Raw genomic sequence first — 17,688 nt, 5'->3', positions numbered from 1 at the left:
CCTACCGCCGACTTATACGAACGTCCTAGACGGTCGACTTATACAAGCGTTCTAGACAAGCGTTTAAGACGCGCGTACATTCCTCGGCATGACGAAATCGACCAGCACCACCACCCGTGCCGGGCGCCGGGAATGGACCGCACTCTGCGTCCTGATGCTTCCGCTGCTACTGGTCTCCATGGACGTATCGGTCCTCTACTTCGCGATCCCGGCGATCAGCGCGGACCTGGAACCCAGCGGCACCCAGCAGCTGTGGATCTTCGACATCTACGCCTTCGCCCTGGCCGGCCTGCTGATGACGATGGGCTCGCTCGGCGACCGCATCGGCCACCGCCGCCTCCTGCTGATCGGCGCCGCGGCCTTCGGCACCGCCTCGCTGGCGGCGGCGTACGCGGACAGCGCCGAAATGCTGATCGCGGCCCGCGCGGTCCTCGGCATGGGCGGCGCCACCCTCATGCCCTCGACGATGGCCATGCTCCGCACGATGTTCACCCACCCCGCCCAGCGCGCGAAGGCGATCGGCCTGTGGTCCGGCGTGATGACGGCCGGGATCGCGCTCGGCTCGGTGATGAGCGGTGTGCTGGTCGAGTACTTCTGGTGGGGCTCGGTCTTCCTGGTCAACCTGCCCGCGATGGCCCTGCTGCTGATCCTCGGCCCGCTCCTGCTCCCCGAGTCGAGGAACGCCGCGACGGGCCGCTTCGACTGGCTGAGCGTGCCGCTGTCCATGGCGGGCGTACTGCCCGTGATCTACGGCCTGAAGGAGATCCCGTCCGAGGGCTGGGACGTCCGCTACGTCGTCTCGATCACCGTCGGCCTGCTCTTCGCGGCCCTCTTCGTCCACCGCCAGCGCACGGCTGCGGCACCGATGATCGACCCGGCCCTGTTCCGCGGACGGGGCTTCGCGCCCTCGGTCGGCCTGAACCTCCTGTCGGCGTTCGGCGTGATGGGTTCGGCCTACTTCACCACGCAGTACCTGCAGTCGGTGCTCGGCAAGAGCGCGCTGGAGGCGGCCCTGTGGGCGCTGCTGCCGTCGGTACCGATCGGGGCGGCGGCACCGATCGCGACCCAGTTGGTGCAGAAGGGCGTCAACCGCGCCTACGTCGTCAGTGCGGGCTTCGTCATCGCCGCGTCGGGTTTCGGGCTGCTGGCCCTCGCGGACACGGACTCGATGGTGCTGGTGCTGGTCGCCTGCGCGGTGCTCGCCGTGGGGTGCGTCGTGGTGATGTCCCAGATCATGGACCTGGCGATGGGCACCGCCCCGGTGGAGCGGGCGGGCGCGGCGTCGTCCCTGATGGAGACCGGCTCGGAGTTCGGCGGCGCGCTGGGCATGGCGGTGCTCGGCTCGATCGGTACGGCGATCTACCGGCACGAGATCCCGGCATCGGCTCCGGACGTGGCACGCGAGACGCTGGGCGGCGCACTGGCGGTCGCCGATCAGGTGCCGGGACTGGCGACGGCAGCCCGGGAGGCATTCACGAGCGGGATGCAGGGGGCGGCGATCGCGGGGGCGGTGCTGCTGGCGGGGGCGGCGGTGCTCGCGGCGGTGACGTTGCGGCGGGTCGAGGTGCGGGAGCACGCACGCGAAACGCCGGACGAGCCGAGTAACCTCAGCCCGTCCGGCGTTTGAGGACGAGGCCCCTCAAGGGCCGAAGCGGGGGTCTGGGGGCGGCAGCCCCCAGTCACCGGCGCCTCAGACCAGGTTCACCGAGCGAGCCGACGTCGCGCCGATCTCCTCGGCCACCTCCGTCAGCACCGACTGGGTCACGGTGTCGTCCACCGTGAGGACGGCGAGCGCCTCGCCACCGGCCACCGACCGGGACACCTGCATGCCGGCGATGTTGATCCCGGCCTCACCGAGGATGCGACCCACCGTGCCGACGACACCCGGACGGTCCTCGTACTTCAGGACGACCATGTGGTCGGCCAGCGCGAGGTCCACGTCGTAGTCGCCGACCGCGACGATCTTCTGCAGGTGCTTCGGACCGGCCAGCGTGCCGGACACCGACACCTCCTCGCCGTTGCCGAGCGTGCCGCGCACGGTCACGACGTTGCGGTGGTCGGTCGCCTCCGAGCTGGTCGTCAGGCGGACCTCGACGCCCCGCTCCTGCGCGAAGAGCGGAGCGTTGACGTACGACACCGTCTCGTCGACGACGTCCTCGAAGACACCCTTGAGGGCGGACAGCTCCAGCACCTTCACGTCGTGCTGGGTGATCTCGCCGTACACCTCGACGTCGAGGCGGACCGCGACCTCACCGGCGAGCGCGGTGAAGATCCGGCCGAGGCGCTCGGCCAGCGGCAGACCCGGCTTGACGTCCTCGGCGATGACACCGCCCTGCACGTTCACCGCGTCGGGGACCAGCTCACCGGCGAGGGCGAGGCGCACCGAGCGGGCGACGGCGATACCGGCCTTCTCCTGCGCCTCGTCGGTGGAGGCGCCGAGGTGCGGGGTGGACACGACCTGGTCGAACTCGAAGAGCGGCGAGTCGGTGCACGGCTCCTTGGCGTACACGTCCAGACCGGCGCCGGCGACGCGGCCCTCCTTCAGCGCCGAGTACAGCGCCTCCTCGTCGACGATCCCGCCGCGCGCGGCGTTGACGATGCGCACGCTCGGCTTGACCTTGCGCAGCGCCTCGTCGCCGATGAGGCCGAGGGTCTCGGGGGTCTTGGGCAGGTGGACGGTGATGAAGTCGGAGACCTCGAGCAGCTCGTCCAGCGACAGCACCTTGACGCCCATCTGCGCGGCGCGCGCGGGCTGCACGTAGGGGTCGTAGGCGACGACCTTCATGCCGAACGCGGACATGCGCTGGGCGACCAGCGCACCGATCCGCCCCAGGCCGACGACACCCAGGGTCTTCTCGGCCAGCTCCACGCCCGTGTACTTGCTCCGCTTCCACTCGCCGTTCTTCAGCGCGGCGTTGGCCTGCGGGATGTTGCGGGCGGTGGCGAGGAGGAGACCGCAGGCCAGCTCGGCGGCGGTCACGATGTTGGAGGTGGGGGCGTTGACGACCATCACGCCGGCCTTGGTGGCGGCGGAGACGTCGACGTTGTCCAGGCCGACGCCGGCTCGCGCGACGACCTTCAGCTTGTTCGCGGCGGCGATCGCCTCGGCGTCGACCTTGGTGGCGGAGCGGATCAGGATCGCGTCCACGTCGGCGATGGCCGGGAGCAGTTCGGCTCGGTCTGCTCCGTTGCAGTGGCGGATCTCGAAGTCGGGGCCAAGCGCGTCGACGGTGGCGGGCGACAGCTCTTCAGCGATGAGTACGACGGGTTTCGAGCTCACGTGAGTCCTCACAAGTCCGATGCGGACGGCCGTCCCGACGGCCGCAAGCGAGGGAGGGTGGTGGCCGCGTGGAAGACGCACGACGCTGTGGGCCTGACGCGTATGTAGTACGGCAGTGTAGTGCCGTGGCGGAGGTCGTCTTACGCCTCTGCGGAAGGATCACCCGGACGGGAAACTCCATTTTGTATGGGGGTTTCGCACGGGGTCCGGGGCAAAGCTCCGTGGCGGTACCCCCTGCCGAGGGTACCGCCACGGACATGAGGCTTACGCCTCCTCGTTCACCCAGCTCATGAGCTTGCGCAGCTCCTTGCCGGTGGTCTCCAGCAGGTGCTCGGAGTCGGCGTTCTTGTACTCGTTGTACTTCTTCAGACCGCCGTGGTACTCGTCCATCCAGGCCTGCGCGAAGGTGCCGTCCTGGATCTCGGCGAGGACCTTCTTCATCTCGGCCTTGGTGGCGTCGGTGATGATCCGCGGGCCGGTGACGTAGTCGCCCCACTCGGCGGTCTCGGAGATCGACCAGCGCATCTTCTCCAGGCCGCCCTCGTACATGAGGTCCACGATCAGCTTCAGCTCGTGCAGGCACTCGAAGTACGCGATCTCCGGCTGGTAGCCGGCCTCGGTCAGCGTCTCGAAACCGGCCTTCACCAGGGCGGCGGTGCCACCACAGAGGACGGCCTGCTCACCGAACAGGTCGGTCTCGGTCTCCTCGGTGAAGGTCGTCTTGATGACGCCGGCGCGGGTGCCGCCGATGCCCTTGGCGTACGACAGGGCGAGCGCGAAGGCGTTGCCGGAGGCGTCCTGCTCGACGGCGGCGATGCAGGGAACGCCGCGGCCCTCCTCGTACTGACGGCGCACCAGGTGGCCCGGGCCCTTGGGGGCGACCATGCAGACGTCCACGCCGGCCGGGGGCTTGATGAAGCCGAAGCGGATGTTGAAGCCGTGGCCGAAGAACAGGGCGTCGCCGTCGTTCAGGTTCGGGGCGATGTGCTCCTCGTAGACCTGGGCCTGGATCGGGTCCGGCACCAGGATCATGATGACGTCGGCCTCGGCGGCGGCCTCCGACGGCGTCACCACGCGCAGGCCCTGCTCCTCGGCCTTGGCCTTGGACTTGGAGCCCTCGTGCAGACCGACACGCACGTCGACACCCGAGTCACGGAGCGACAGCGCGTGGGCGTGGCCCTGGCTGCCGTAACCGATGACCGCGACCTTGCGGCCCTGGATGATGGACAGGTCGGCGTCGGCGTCGTAGAACAGCTCGGCCACTTTGGGTTCTCTCCTTGTGTGCAGGTGTTGCGTCCCACCGTATGACGGCGGGGGGAAGGGAAGTTTCGGGGTCTCGCTATACGGGCGGAATCCGGACGGCCGGTGTCACCCGACCGTCCGAACGCGTCCCTATGCCGAGCGGTCGAGCGCCCGCAGCGACCGGTCCGTGATCGAGCGCGCTCCGCGGCCGATCGCGATCGTGCCGGACTGGACGAGCTCCTTGATGCCGAACGGCTCCAGCATCTTCAGCATGGCCTCCAGCTTGTCGCTGGAGCCGGTGGCCTCGATGGTGACGGCCTCCGGGGAGACGTCGACGGTCTTGGCGCGGAACAGCTGGACGATCTCGATGATCTGGGAGCGGGTCTCGTTGTCGGCGCGCACCTTCACCAGAACGAGTTCGCGCTGAACGGCCGAACCGGGCTCCAGCTCGACGATCTTCAGCACGTTGACGAGCTTGTTGAGCTGCTTCGTCACCTGCTCCAGCGGCAGGTCCTCGACGCTCACCACGATGGTGATGCGGGAGATGTCGGGGTGCTCGGTGACGCCGACCGCGAGCGAGTCGATGTTGAATCCGCGGCGGGCGAACAGGGCGGCGATCCGGGCGAGGATGCCCGGCGTGTTCTCCACCAGGACGGAGAGCGTGTGCTTGGACATGGTCTTCTTACGTCTCTCTCGCTCAGTCGTCTTCGTTGTCGCCGAAGTCGGGGCGGACGTCCCGGGCGGCCATGATCTCGTCGTTGGAGGTGCCGGCGGCGACCATCGGCCACACCATCGCGTCCTCGTGGACGATGAAGTCGATGACGACCGGACGGTCGTTGATGGAGTTCGCCTCTTCGATGACCTTGTCGAGGTCGGCCGGGTCCTCACAGCGGATCGCGTAGCAGCCCATGGCCTCCGACAGCTTCACGAAGTCGGGGACGCGGGTGCCGGCGCTCGGCTGCTTGCCGTCGGCCTCGGGGCCGGAGTGCAGCACCGTGTTGGAGTAGCGCTGGTTGTAGAAGAGGGTCTGCCACTGGCGGACCATCCCGAGGGCGCCGTTGTTGATGATGGCGACCTTGATCGGGATGTTGTTCAGGGCGCAGGTGGTGAGCTCCTGGTTGGTCATCTGGAAGCAGCCGTCGCCGTCGATCGCCCAGACGGTCTTCGCCGGCGCACCGGCCTTGGCGCCCATGGCCGCCGGGACCGCGTAGCCCATGGTTCCGGCGCCGCCGGAGTTCAGCCAGGTGGCGGGCTTGTCGTACTGGATGAAGTGCGCGGCCCACATCTGGTGCTGGCCGACGCCCGCCGCGAAGATCGTGCCCTCGGGGGCGAGTTGACCGATGCGCTCGATGACCTGCTGCGGGGACAGCGAGCCGTCCTCGGGCTGGTCGTAGCCGAGCGGGTAGGTCTCGCGCCAGCGGTTGAGGTCGTTCCACCAGGCGGTGTAGTCACCCTGGTGGCCCTCGGCGTGCTCCTTCTGGACGGCCTGGACCAGGTCGGCGATGACCTCGCGGGCGTCCCCGACGATCGGCACGTCGGCGGCGCGGTTCTTGCCGATCTCGGCCGGGTCGATGTCGGCGTGGACGATCTTGGCGTACGGGGCGAAGCTGTCCAGCTTGCCGGTGACGCGGTCGTCGAAGCGGGCTCCGAGGGCGACGATCAGGTCGGCCTTCTGCAGCGCGGTGACGGCGGTGACCGCACCGTGCATGCCCGGCATTCCCACGTGCAGCGGGTGGCTGTCGGGGAATGCGCCGAGCGCCATCAGGGTGGTGGTGACGGGCGCTCCGGTGAGTTCCGCGAGGACCTTCAGCTCGGCGGTGGCGCCGGCCTTGATGACACCGCCGCCGACGTACAGGACGGGGCGCTTCGCGGCGGTGATCAGCTTGGCGGCCTCACGGATCTGCTTGGCGTGCGGCTTGGTGACGGGCCGGTAGCCGGGCAGGTCCATGGTGGGCGGCCAGGAGAAGGTGGTCTTCGCCTGGAGGGCGTCCTTGGCGATGTCGACCAGGACCGGGCCGGGGCGGCCGGTGGAGGCGATGTGGAACGCCTGCGCGATCACCCGCGGGATGTCCTCGGCCTTGGTGACCAGGAAGTTGTGCTTGGTGACGGGCATCGTGATGCCGACGATGTCCGCCTCCTGGAAGGCGTCCGTGCCGATCGAGGAGGACGCGACCTGCCCGGTGATCGCCACGAGCGGCACCGAGTCCATGTGCGCGTCGGCGATCGGGGTCACCAGGTTGGTGGCGCCCGGGCCGGAGGTCGCCATGCAGACGCCGACCTTGCCGGTGGCCTGCGCATAGCCGGTGGCGGCGTGGCCGGCGCCCTGCTCATGGCGGACCAGGACGTGGCGCACCCGGGTGGAGTCCATCAGCGGGTCGTACGCCGGAAGGATCGCACCACCGGGAATGCCGAATACCGTGTCGGCGCCGACCTCCTCGAGCGAACGGATGAGGGACTGCGCACCCGTGACGTGCTCGGGGGCGGACTGGTGTCCTCCGGATCGGGGCCGCGGCTGCGGGTGAGCCCCGGTGGCCTGCTCGGTCATCGGCATTCTCTTCTCGATGCTGAGGGTTTTTGCGAGGTTTGAGCGGAGTTTCGGTGCTGCACGACTGGTGCCTGTGCAACAAAAAACCCCTCGTGCCAAAAGGCAAGCGAGGGGAGCGCGCCGGGTGTGGTCGCTGGGAGTTCCGGGTCCGTCCGGACGTCACCAGCTTCAGCCGACGCGCTTTCCAAGTACGAGAATTCGGGTGCGCATGGCACTGACCCTCTCCCCGGCACGCACTCACTGTCAAGTGGGTGGGACGGGAGTCTCATTATGTGAGCGAAGGGCACTGCCGCCTCCGAGAACAGCGGTCACACCACTGGTGTACACCGCCGAGCCGCCACCCGCGAACGCGGGCTCCACCGGTCCGTGCGGCACCGGATAGTGGCCGGAATTGAGCGCCCGGCGCAGCCGGTACTCGTCCAGCGGCCCGGAGAACGCCATGCCCTGCCCGTGCGTGCACCCCATCGCGCGCAGGGCGACGACCTGTTCCGGCAGATCCACCCCGTCGGCCACGGACTGCAGCCCGAGGTCACCGGCGATGCGCAGCAGACCGCTGGTGATCTTGTGCAGCCGGGCGGACTCGACGACCCCCTCGACCAGACCGCGATCGAGTTTGAGTACGTCGACGGGGAGCCGGCGCAGGGCCGTGATCGCCGCGTATCCGCTGCCGAAGCCGTCCAGGGCGACCCGGACACCGAGTCTGCGCAGGCCGCTGAGGCGGCGCTCCAGTTCGTCCAGCGAGACGCGGGGGTCCAGGTCGGACAGCTCGATGATCAGCGACCCGGACGGCAGCCCGTGCCGGGTCAGCAGCGCCTCGATCGAGCCGAGCGGCATCGACCGGTCGAGCAGCCTGCGCGCGCCCATCCGTACCGCGACGGGTACGGCGAGCCCGGTCGCGGTGCGCTCGGCGGCCTGCTCCACGGCCTCCTCCAGCATCCAGCGGCCCAGCTCGGCGGTCTTGTCACTGTCCTCGGACACCCGCAGGAACTCGGCGGGCGTGAACAGCACCCCCTGCGAGGACCGCCAGCGCGCCTGGGCGGCGACCGACGTGATCCGGCCGTCCGCGAGGCACACCACCGGCTGGTGCAGCAGCGCGAACTCGCCGTCGTGCAGCGCGGCACGCAGCCGCGTGGCCAGCTCCGCCTTGCGTACGACGTCCTGCTGCATCTGCGGCTTGTACAGCTCGACGCGGCCCTTGCCGCCCGCCTTGGCGCGGTACATGGCCAGGTCGGCGTTGCGCAGCAGCTCCCCCGCGCCGAGGCCGGGCTCGGCGAAGGCGACGCCGATGGAGGCGTTGACGCGGACATCGTTGCCGTCGATCAGGTACGGCTGGGACAGCGTCACCCTGAGGCGGTCGGCGAGCTCCAGGATGTGCCGTTCGCGGGCGGTGCGGTCGCGGGTGTTGTCCCCGGCGATCAGGGCCGCGAACTCGTCGCCGCCCAGCCGGGACGCGGTGTCCCCGTGCCGGACCGCTTCCTGGAGTCTGCGGGCGGCCTGGACGAGCAGCTCGTCGCCGGCCTGGTGGCCGATCGTGTCGTTGACGCCCTTGAAGCCGTCGAGGTCGATGAAGAGGACGGCCGTGTTGCGCAGGGCGAGGCCGCGGTCGGTGGCGCGGCGGCCGGACAGGGCCTGCTGGACACGCTTGGTGAACAGCGCGCGGTTGGGCAGGTCGGTGAGCGGGTCGTGCTCGGCGTTGTGCTGGAGCTGCGCCTGCAGGCGCACTCTTTCGGTCACGTCCCGGCTGTTGAAGATCAGGCCGCCATGGTGCCGGTTGACGGTCGACTCGACGTTGAGCCAGCCGCCGTCGCCGGACCGGAAGCGGCATTCGATGCGCGTAGTGGGTTCCTCGAGTGGGCTGGCGGCGAGGAAGCGGCGCACTTCGTGCACCACGCAGCCCAGGTCCTCCGGGTGGATGAGATTGGCCAGTTCCGTACCCACCAGCTCCTCCGCGGAGCGGCCGTAGACCCCGGCGGCGGCCGGTGAGACGTACCTGAGGATGCCGTTGGGCGCGGCGATCATGATGACGTCGCTGGAGCCCTGCACCAGGGAGCGGAAGTGGTTCTCCTTCTGCGCCAGTTCCTGGGTGAGGGTGATGTTGTCGAGCAGCATGATGCCCTGACGCACGACGAGGGCGAGCACGACGGTGCCGCCGGTGATGAGCACGACGCGGTCGACGCTGCGGCCGTTGAGGACGTTGTAGAGGATCCCCAGCGTGCAGACGGCGGCGGCGAGGTACGGGGTGAGCGCGGCCAGGGAGCCGGCGATCGGCCGCGTGGCCGGGTACCGGGTGAGATCACCTCCCTGGGCGGGCGTGTGGTGGTGGCTCGTGGCGCGCTGTCCGGGCACGTGCTCGTGCACCACGCGCGTGTGCCCCGTCGCTTCGTGCCGTTCGGCGTCCGCGCGTCCGCGCCGGGGCGTGGCCCACGGGGCGTAGGCCAGGAGCAGCGAGCCGGCGAACCAGCCCGCGTCGAGCAGCTGGCCGGAGCGGTAGCTGTTGTGCAGCAGCGGCGAGGTGAACAGGGCGTCGCACATCACGGTCAGGGCGAGCGCGCCGATCGCGGTGTTGACCGCGGTGCGGTTCGCCGAGGAGCGGCGGAAGTGCAGCGCGAGCACCATGCTGACGAGGGCGATGTCGAGCAGCGGGTAGGCGAGCGAGAGCGCGGTGTGCGCCACGCTCGCCCCGCCGCCGGCGTCGATCTTGGCCGCCTGGGCCAGGGCGAGGCTCCACGCGAGCGTCAGCAGCGAGCCGCCGATGAGCCAGGCGTCCAGCCCGAGGCAGACCCAGCCGGCCTTCGTCACCGGGCGCTTGGCGAGCACCAGGAGTCCCACGATGGCGGGCGGCGCGAAGCACAGGAAGAACCCGTCGGCGTAGGAGGGGCTGGGGACGGGCCGCTCCAGGACGACCTCGTACCACCCCCAGACCAGGTTGCCGAGGGCCGCCATCGCCGAGGAGAGGGCGAACAGCAGCCAGGCGGGTCGAAAGCGGATACGGCGGCTACGGGCGTAGCGGAAGCACGACACGGCGGCGGCGCCGGCCGCGGCGGCCAGCCCGAAGTCGCCCATGATCAGCGCGAGTTGGTCCGAACCCCAGCCGATCGCGGAACCGACGGCGTATCCCGCGCACACCAGGGCCAGAACGAGTTGCGGAACCCTTCCCGAGCCGCCGCCGGGGGACGAGAGGCGGGGCAGCATCGCCGCCGGCGACGACTGTGGCCGCAGCGCCGAGTCGAGGGTGGTCGTGGGGGGCGGCGGCGAACTCACCGGTCCCTCCCGGTCCGCGCCGCTCCCGGATCCCGAGGGTCCCGGTGCGCCGGCTGGGCATGCCGCCTGCGGCTGCTGTGCCTGCGGTGGTGATGGTTGTGACGGCAGCCGTGGGTGCCGTGGTGGCCGCGTCTGCGCGCGGCCGTGTGCCAGGGTCGCCGTCGGCGGCCCCGCCGCGTCGGATCGCTCGTCCATAGGCCGTGCATCGCCCGTCGCCCCCCTCACAAATCTGAAATGTCCATCCCCGGCGCCGACGGTGCCCGGCGCAACCCCTGTCCGGACGATACACCAGTCTCGTCACTCAGGGACATAGTGCCTCTACGCTCCGTGACGACCAGCGCATATGCGAGTACGGACCGCTTCCGTGAGGTTGCGGAGGGTACTCGAAGCGGATTAATGATCGGTTGCGATCGGCGTACGCGGCCCGTGCGCCACGCTCAGCCGAGGAGCGTCACGCGCGCGTCGCGCCCGTCGTAAGGATCACGTTGCGCAGCGGCTCACGGTTCACATGACGACGCAACTGGTCCACCAGCAGCCGCTTGGCGCGCGGCAGGAACGCGGACGTCGGCCCGCCCACGTGCGGGCTGATCAGCACGCCCGGCGCACGCCACAGGGGGTGCTCCCGGGGCAGCGGTTCGGGGTCGGTGACGTCCAGGGCGGCGGTGATGCGCCCGGTCTCCAGCTCGGCGAGCAGCGCCTTGGTGTCGACGACGGCTCCGCGGGCGACATTGACCAGCAGCGAGCCGTCCTTCATCCGGGCGAGGAACTCGGCGTCGACCAGGTGGCGAGTGGTTTCGGTCAGCGGCGTGGACAGGATGACGACGTCCGCTTCCGGGAGCAGGGCAGGCAGTTCGGTGAGCGGATGCACAGGTCCGCGCGCCGTGGTGCGCTCAGAGCGCGCGACGCGCGCCACCCGCGCGAGTTCAAAGGGTGCGAGCCGGTCCTCGATCGCGGCCCCGATCGAGCCGTATCCCACGATGAGGACGTTCTTGTCGGCGAGCGCGGGCCGGAATCCGCCGAGCCACTCCCCCTTGTCCTGCGCCCGCACGAAGTCGGGGATGCCGCGCAGCGAGGCGAGGATCAGCGTGAGGGTGAGTTCACCGGTGCTCGCCTCGTGCACCCCGCGCGCGTTGCACAGCCGCACGCCCGGGCGCAGGTGCTTCAGGCCCGGCTCCACGTGGTCGATGCCGGCCGACAGCGTCTGCACGACCTCCACGGAGCTCATCCGCGGCAGGGGACGCTGCCCGAGCTCGGGCGCCTTCATGTACGGGACGACGTAGAAGACGCAGTCGGCCGGGTCGGCGGGGAAGTCCTCGGCGCCGTTCCAGAAGCGGTAGTCGGGCCCCTCCGGGAGTCCTTCGATCTCTTCCGGGGGGATGGGGAGCCATACGTCACCAGTCATGGTCAGGAGGCTATGGCAAGCGAACAGGAGTTCAGAGGCTAGGTTGGGGTGCCGGAAGAGGGAGGGTTACGGCCAGGTGGAGCGCAGGACGATCGGCGCGGCGGCGCTCGCGGTGGGAGCCGTCGGGCTCGGGTGCATGCCGATGAGCTGGGCGTACAGCTCGTCGCGGCAGCGGGGCGAGGAGTCGGTCAGGGCGGTGCACCGGGCGCTCGATCTGGGCTCGACGCTGCTGGACACGGCCGACATGTACGGTCCGTTCACCAACGAGCTGCTGGTGGGGCGGGTGTTGAAGGAACGCCGCCAGGACGCGTTCGTGTCGACGAAGGTGGGTCTGCTCGTCGGCGAACAGCACATCGTGGCCAACGGCCGCCCCGGCTATGTGAAGCGGGCCTGCGATGCCTCCCTGCGCCGCCTGCAGACGGACGTCATCGACCTCTACCAGTTGCATCGCCCGGACCCCGAAGTCCCCGTCGAGGAGACGTGGGGTGCGATGGCGGAGCTCGTACAGGCCGGAAAAGTACGGGCGTTGGGGCTGTGCGCGGTGGGCGCGCGGGGGGGCCGCCGCTCCGGGACCCGTCTGCACGACGTGACGATCCGCCAACTGCAGCGGGTGCAGCAGGTGTTCCCGGTCAGTGCCGTGCAGGCGGAGCTGTCGGTGTGGTCACCGGAGGCGCTGGAGACGCTGCTGCCGTGGTGCGAGGCGCGCGGCGTCGGATTCCTGGCGGCCATGCCGCTGGGCAACGGCTTCCTCACCGGCACGCTGACCCCCGGCGAGGGCTTCGAACCGGACGACGTCCGCGCCCGGCACCCCCGCTTCACCGCGGAGATGATGGCGGCGAACCAGCCGATCGTGGCCGGCCTGCGCCGAATAGCGGCCCGCCACGGCGCCGGGGTCACGCCCGCGCAGGTGGCGCTGGCGTGGGTGCTGGCGCAGGGGCGGCACGTCGTCCCGGTGCCCGGCACCAAGCAGGAACGCTGGGTGACGGAGAACGCGGGGGCCGACGGGGTGCGGCTGACGCGGGAGGACCTGGCGGAGGTGGCGGAGCTGCCGGGGGCGCAGGGGTCCTGGGACTGAGGTCGGCCGAGCCAGGGCGCAATCCGGCCGGGGAGACCGGAACCGGCTGAGGGCCGGGCGGCACCCGATCCAAGATTCCCGGGCGGCACTGATCCGAGGTTCCCCGGCGGCACTGAATCCAAGGCTCCCGGGCCGCACTGATTCGAGGTTCATGGATCGGGAACCTCTGAGGCGCGAGCGGTGTATGAAGAGTAGAACCGGCCGCGTCGAAGGGACCGTGATCGTGCATCGTCGAGCTGTGACGGCCGTATGGGCCGCGGCCGCGCTTCTGCTGACGGCCGGCTGCTCCTCCGACGACGGGGGATCGCCGGGCGAGGGCAGGACCGCGGCATCGAGCAACGCCACGGCCGGCGGATCGTCGCCCACCGGTGAGGCGGCCGAGACTCCGCCCGCGCAAGGCACGGCCAAGGTCGTGCGCACGGTCGCCGAGGGCCTGAACACTCCCTGGGGCCTGGCCCCGCTCCCCGACGGCGACCTGCTCGTCTCCTCCCGCGACGAGGCCACGATCACGCGGGTCGACGGGAAGACGGGCAAGAAGACGGAGCTGGGCGAGGTACCGGGGGTGTCCCCGGCGGGCGAGGGCGGCCTGATGGGCCTGGCACTGTCGCCGGACTACGCCTCGGACCACATGGTCTACGCGTACTTCACCTCGGCCTCGGACAACCGCATCGTCCGCATGCTGTACGACGAGCAGCGGCCGTCCGGCGAGCAGCTTGGTGCGCCCGACACGATCTTCAAGGGCATCCCCAAGGGCTTCATCCACAACGGCGGCAGAATCGCGTTCGGCCCGGACAAGATGCTGTACGCGGGCACGGGCGAGAGCGGCGACACAGGTCTGTCCCAGGACAAGGAGTCCACGGGCGGCAAGATCCTGCGCATGACACCGGAAGGCGAACCGGCCCCCGGCAACCCGTTCCCCGACTCCCCCGTGTACTCCTACGGCCACCGCAACGTGCAGGGCCTGGCCTGGGACGCCAAACAGCGCCTGTTCGCCGCGGAGTTCGGCCAGGACACCTGGGACGAGCTGAACGCGATCACGCCTGGCGACAATTACGGCTGGCCGGAGGTCGAGGGCAAGTCCGACGACCGCGAGTACCACAACCCACTGGCCCAGTGGGGCACCGACGACGCCTCCCCCAGCGGCATCGCCTACGCCGAGGGCTCCCTCTGGATGGCCGGCCTGAAGGGCCAGCGCCTGTGGCGCATCCCGCTGAAGGGGACAGAGGCCTCGGCGGATCCGCAGGCGTTCCTGGAGGGCGACTACGGCCGTCTGCGCACGGTCGTCGCGGCGGGCGGCGACAAGCTGTGGCTGACGACGAGCAACACGGACGGGCGGGGCAGCCCCAAGGACGGGGACGACCGGATCCTGGAGGTGCAGGTGAGCTGAGCCGCCCCCTGTCACCTCTGCGCGTCGTCCTCCGCGTCGTCTTCCTCGCCCGACTGCTCGGGCGGCCGTACGACGACCTTCCCGGACGCGAGATCTATGGGTCCGCGCCCGGGGTCGTTGTCCCCGACGTCCACGCGAGTCAGCGCCAGACGGTTCTTCTCGTCACGGGTGTGCTTGCGGCCTGGGGCGAAGAGTTCTTCGAACGCGTTGAACAAGGGTCCTCCCTGGACCGACGTCCCTTACAGCGTAAGCCTCAGCTTCGCGTCCCTGACGTGAGTGTTTCGGCCGAAAACAGCCCCATTCGATGCGCCATCGCAGCCGCCTCGCCACGCCCCGAGACACCGAGCTTGCCCAGGATGTTCGAGACATGGACGCTGGCCGTCTTCGGGGAGATGAACAGCTCCTCGGCGATCTGGCGGTTGGTGCGGCCGGCGGAGACCAGGCGGAGGACGTCCCGTTCCCGGGTGGTGAGACCGAGGGCGTCGGACGGGTCGGGCGGGGGCGGGGCTGCCGTGAGGGTGAGACGGGCTCGCTGGGCCAGGTGGGCCGTGGCCTCGGCGAGGGGACGGGCGCCCAGATGGGTGGCGGTGGCTCGGGCCAGGCGGAGCAGTTCCGTGGCGCGGGCGCGCTCGTCGTCGCCGCCGATCGCGAGCAGGGCCTCGGCCAGGCGGTGGCGGACCTGGGCGAGGTCGTAGGGGCGCTCCAGGGCTTCGAAGGCGGTGACCACGTCCGACCAGGTGTCGGGGGTGGCCCGGCTCTCGGCGCGGTCCAGTTCGGCTCGGGTCCACTTCTCGTACGCCAGCCACAGGGGCACGCCGGTGGTGAGCTTGCGGACGGCTTCGGAGAGCCGTTCCAGGAAGGCGGCCCGGCCCTCCTGCGCCGTGGGCAGCGCGCGGGCGTCGGACTCGGCGACGGCGGCGGCCCGCAGCAGCGGCCAGGCGTAGCGATGGGTGCCCGGCGGAAAGCCGGCGCTCAGGGCCCGGTCGGTCTCCGCGCGGGCGTCGAGGAGGCGGCCCTGTGCGGCGGCTGTGCCGACGGCGAGGCAGGACATCGGGAGGTTGTTCTGCGGCATGGGGTCGTGGCTGCCGTAGGAGGCGCGGGCGGCGGCGAGATGGCGGGCGGCCTCCGCGACCTCGCCGCGGGCGAGCGCGAGGTGGCCGAGCCAGTTGGAGCCTCCGCCGCGTGGCTTGGCGGACTGTCCCGTGCCCCGGGCGTTGACCGCGGCCTCGGCGGCCTCGTCCCAGCGGCCCAGGGAGATCAGGGACTCGGCGAGGTTCGCCCAGACCCAGGCCTCGGAGTCGCGCAGGCCCGTCTTCTGGGTCAGCCGCAGGCCCTCCCGCAGGATCTCGGCGGATTCCTCGGAGCGGCCGATGCCTTCCAGGACGGACGGCAGGTTCACATGGCTGCGCCCCACCACGGCGGTGAGGCCGCGGGCCAGCACCTCGTCCCTGACCTCGTACATCTGAGCCAGTCCGGCCTCGATCTGCCCGGCGTCGACCATGAGGCCGCCGAGCGTGAGGCGCGCGTTCAGTTCTATGTCCTCGGCGCCCACCATGCGCGCGTACTCGACGGCCCGCTCGGCGGCCGACACGGCCTCGGGCCCCGGGTTGCGCAGCATCGACCAGTTGGCCGCGGTGGCCAGTACCTCGGCGTGCACCTCGGACGGTGGCAGACCGCGCACCAACTCCCGTGCCGTGCCGAGCTCCTTCCAGCCGTCGCCGCGGGCCTGCGCCTGGACCAGGCGGGAGCGCTGGACCCAGAACCAGGCGGCGCGGAGGGGATCCCCCTCGTCCTCCAGCAGGTGCAGGGCCCGCTTGGTGATCTTCAGGGCCCGTTCGCGCTCCCCACACAGCCGTCCGGCGACTGCGGCCTCGGCCATCAGGTCGAGGTAGCGCAGGGGTGTGGTCTCCGGGTCGCAGCCGCAGGGCGGATAGACCTCGGCGTAGTCGACGGGGCGCAGTGTGGCCCGTACGTCCTCGGGAGTGGAGTCCCAGAGTTCCATCGCCCGCTCCAGCAGGCGCAGTTGCTCGGAGTGGGCGTGCCGGCGGCGGGCGGCGACCGAGGCATCCAGGACGGCGGGCAGGGCCTTGGCCGGATCGTGGGCGTGGTACCAGTAGCTGGCCAGCCGCATCACGCGCACGTCGGCCGGGACGAGCGTCGGGTCCGCCTCCAGGGCTTCGGCGTAGCGGCGGTTGAGGCGGGAGCGCTCGCCGGGCAGCAGGTCGTCGCCGACGGCCTCGCGGACCAGGGAGTGCCGGAAGCGGTAGCCGTCGCCGTCGGGCGCGGCGATGAGGATGTTGGCGTTCACGGCGGCCCGCAGGGCCTCGATGAGGTCGTCCTCGGCGAGCTGGGCTACGGCGGCGAGCAGGCGGTACTCGACGGTGGAGCCGCCCTCGGCGACGATCCGGGCGATCCGCTGGGCGCTCTCGGGCAGCCCCTCGACGCGGACCAGGAGCAGGTCGCGCAGGGAGTCGGTGAGGCCGGCGCAGGAGCCGTCGTGGGCGGCGACGGCGAGTTCCTCGACGAAGAAGGCGTTGCCGTCGGAGCGTTCGAAGATGTCGTCGACCTGGGCGGGGTCGGGTTCCGTGGCGAGGATGCCGGCGATCTGACGGCCGACCTCGGCGCGGTTGAAGCGGCCGAGTTCGATACGGCGGACCGTGCGCACCCGGTCGAGTTCGGCGAGGAGCGGGCGCAGCGGGTGGCGGCGGTGGATGTCGTCGGAACGGTAGGTGGCCAGGACGACGAGGCGGCCGGTGCGCAGGGTGCGGAAGAGGTAGGCGAGGAGGTGGCGGGTGGAGGCGTCGGCCCAGTGCAGGTCCTCCAGGGCTACGACGACGGTCCGGGCGGCGGCGACCCGCTCCAGGAGACGGGCCGTGAGCTCGAAGAGGCGGGCCATGCCCTCCTCGTCGGAACGGTCCGCCCCTCGGGCCAGTGCGCTCTCGCCCAACTCGGGCAGCAGCCGGGCCAGTTCCTCTTCCTGACCGGCGGCAGCGGCGGCGAGCTCGTCCGGCAGTTCGCGGCGCAGGGCGCGCAGCGCGGTGGAGAACGGGGCGAACGGCAGCCCGTCGGCGCCGATCTCGACGCAGCCGCCGAGCACGACGACGGCGCCCTCGCGGGCGGCGGCGGCGGCGAACTCCTCGACGAGGCGCGTCTTGCCGACGCCGGCCTCCCCGCCGATCACCAGCGCCTGCGGGTTGCCTCCGGCGGCTTGGGCGAGGGCGGCGTTCAGGGTCTCCAACTCGGTTGCGCGGCCGACGAACACGGGACTTACGGACCTGGTCTCCACGGGGCCGAGCATCGCACGCGGCACCGACAGTCCGGCACCGGTTTTCGCCGGGCTCGGCGTCGATGGTGCCGCCTCCTGGGGGTTGCCGCCCCCAGCCCCCCGCTTCGGCCCTGAAGTGGCCTTGTCCTCGAACGCCGGACGGGCTGGCACACCTGGACCGGCGCCGAGAAGCGCCGCCCCCGGCGGGTGCGTGGGCGTGAGGGGCGGCCC

At 70.8% G+C, this 17,688-nt stretch carries 11 protein-coding genes; 3 read left to right on the top strand and 8 right to left on the bottom strand.

The genetic code is table 11. The features are described from left to right. Positions 1-88: 88 nt before the first annotated feature. Positions 89-1,627 (top strand): MFS transporter, encoded by a 1,539-nt coding sequence (locus tag ACZ7L6_RS32000; protein ID WP_471929962.1) that lies wholly within the window; start codon positions 89-91, stop codon positions 1,625-1,627. A gap of 63 nt (positions 1,628-1,690) precedes the next feature. Here the strand turns inward: ACZ7L6_RS32000 and serA are convergent, their stop codons facing one another. The 6 genes from serA to ACZ7L6_RS31970 all read right to left on the bottom strand — a co-directional run bounded on the left by serA (position 1,691) and on the right by ACZ7L6_RS31970 (position 11,730). Then, complete coding sequence (serA, locus tag ACZ7L6_RS31995; RefSeq protein ID WP_471929960.1) at positions 1,691-3,280, bottom strand: phosphoglycerate dehydrogenase; 1,590 nt, start codon at positions 3,278-3,280, stop codon at positions 1,691-1,693. A gap of 264 nt (positions 3,281-3,544) precedes the next feature. Then, positions 3,545-4,543 (bottom strand): ketol-acid reductoisomerase, encoded by a 999-nt coding sequence (ilvC, locus tag ACZ7L6_RS31990; RefSeq protein ID WP_093722997.1) that lies wholly within the window; start codon positions 4,541-4,543, stop codon positions 3,545-3,547. 129 nt (positions 4,544-4,672) lie between these two features. Continuing rightward, a complete protein-coding gene (ilvN, locus tag ACZ7L6_RS31985; protein ID WP_471929958.1) occupies positions 4,673-5,197 on the bottom strand; it encodes an acetolactate synthase small subunit in 525 nt (174 codons plus the stop codon). Positions 5,198-5,219: 22 nt separating this feature from the next. Continuing rightward, positions 5,220-7,073: an acetolactate synthase large subunit gene (locus ACZ7L6_RS31980; protein WP_471929956.1), complete on the bottom strand. Its 1,854-nt coding sequence runs from the start codon at positions 7,071-7,073 to the stop codon at positions 5,220-5,222. 237 nt (positions 7,074-7,310) lie between these two features. Beyond that, a complete protein-coding gene (locus tag ACZ7L6_RS31975) occupies positions 7,311-10,328 on the bottom strand; it encodes a putative bifunctional diguanylate cyclase/phosphodiesterase (RefSeq protein WP_471929954.1) in 3,018 nt (1,005 codons plus the stop codon). Between the two features lie 451 nt (positions 10,329-10,779). Further along, positions 10,780-11,730 (bottom strand): 2-hydroxyacid dehydrogenase, encoded by a 951-nt coding sequence (locus ACZ7L6_RS31970; protein ID WP_471929952.1) that lies wholly within the window; start codon positions 11,728-11,730, stop codon positions 10,780-10,782. A gap of 76 nt (positions 11,731-11,806) precedes the next feature. Here ACZ7L6_RS31970 and ACZ7L6_RS31965 point away from each other — a divergent pair, with 76 nt between their 5' ends. Both ACZ7L6_RS31965 and ACZ7L6_RS31960 read left to right on the top strand, forming a co-directional pair. Next, complete coding sequence (locus tag ACZ7L6_RS31965) at positions 11,807-12,805, top strand: aldo/keto reductase (RefSeq protein ID WP_471929950.1); 999 nt, start codon at positions 11,807-11,809, stop codon at positions 12,803-12,805. A gap of 184 nt (positions 12,806-12,989) precedes the next feature. Next, positions 12,990-14,192, top strand: coding sequence for a PQQ-dependent sugar dehydrogenase (locus ACZ7L6_RS31960; protein ID WP_471929948.1), 1,203 nt, complete (start codon positions 12,990-12,992; stop codon positions 14,190-14,192). An 11-nt stretch (positions 14,193-14,203) separates the two neighbouring features. Here ACZ7L6_RS31960 and ACZ7L6_RS31955 read toward each other — a convergent pair whose 3' ends face one another. Both ACZ7L6_RS31955 and ACZ7L6_RS31950 read right to left on the bottom strand, forming a co-directional pair. Then, positions 14,204-14,407: a DUF6191 domain-containing protein gene (locus ACZ7L6_RS31955; RefSeq protein WP_471929946.1), complete on the bottom strand. Its 204-nt coding sequence runs from the start codon at positions 14,405-14,407 to the stop codon at positions 14,204-14,206. A gap of 38 nt (positions 14,408-14,445) precedes the next feature. Next, complete coding sequence (locus tag ACZ7L6_RS31950; RefSeq protein WP_471930202.1) at positions 14,446-17,490, bottom strand: helix-turn-helix transcriptional regulator; 3,045 nt, start codon at positions 17,488-17,490, stop codon at positions 14,446-14,448. Between the last annotated feature and the right edge of the window lie 198 nt (positions 17,491-17,688).

Source organism: Streptomyces sp. NPDC107522, from assembly GCF_055657525.1.
This window is presented reverse-complemented; position numbering and strand designations above follow the sequence as displayed.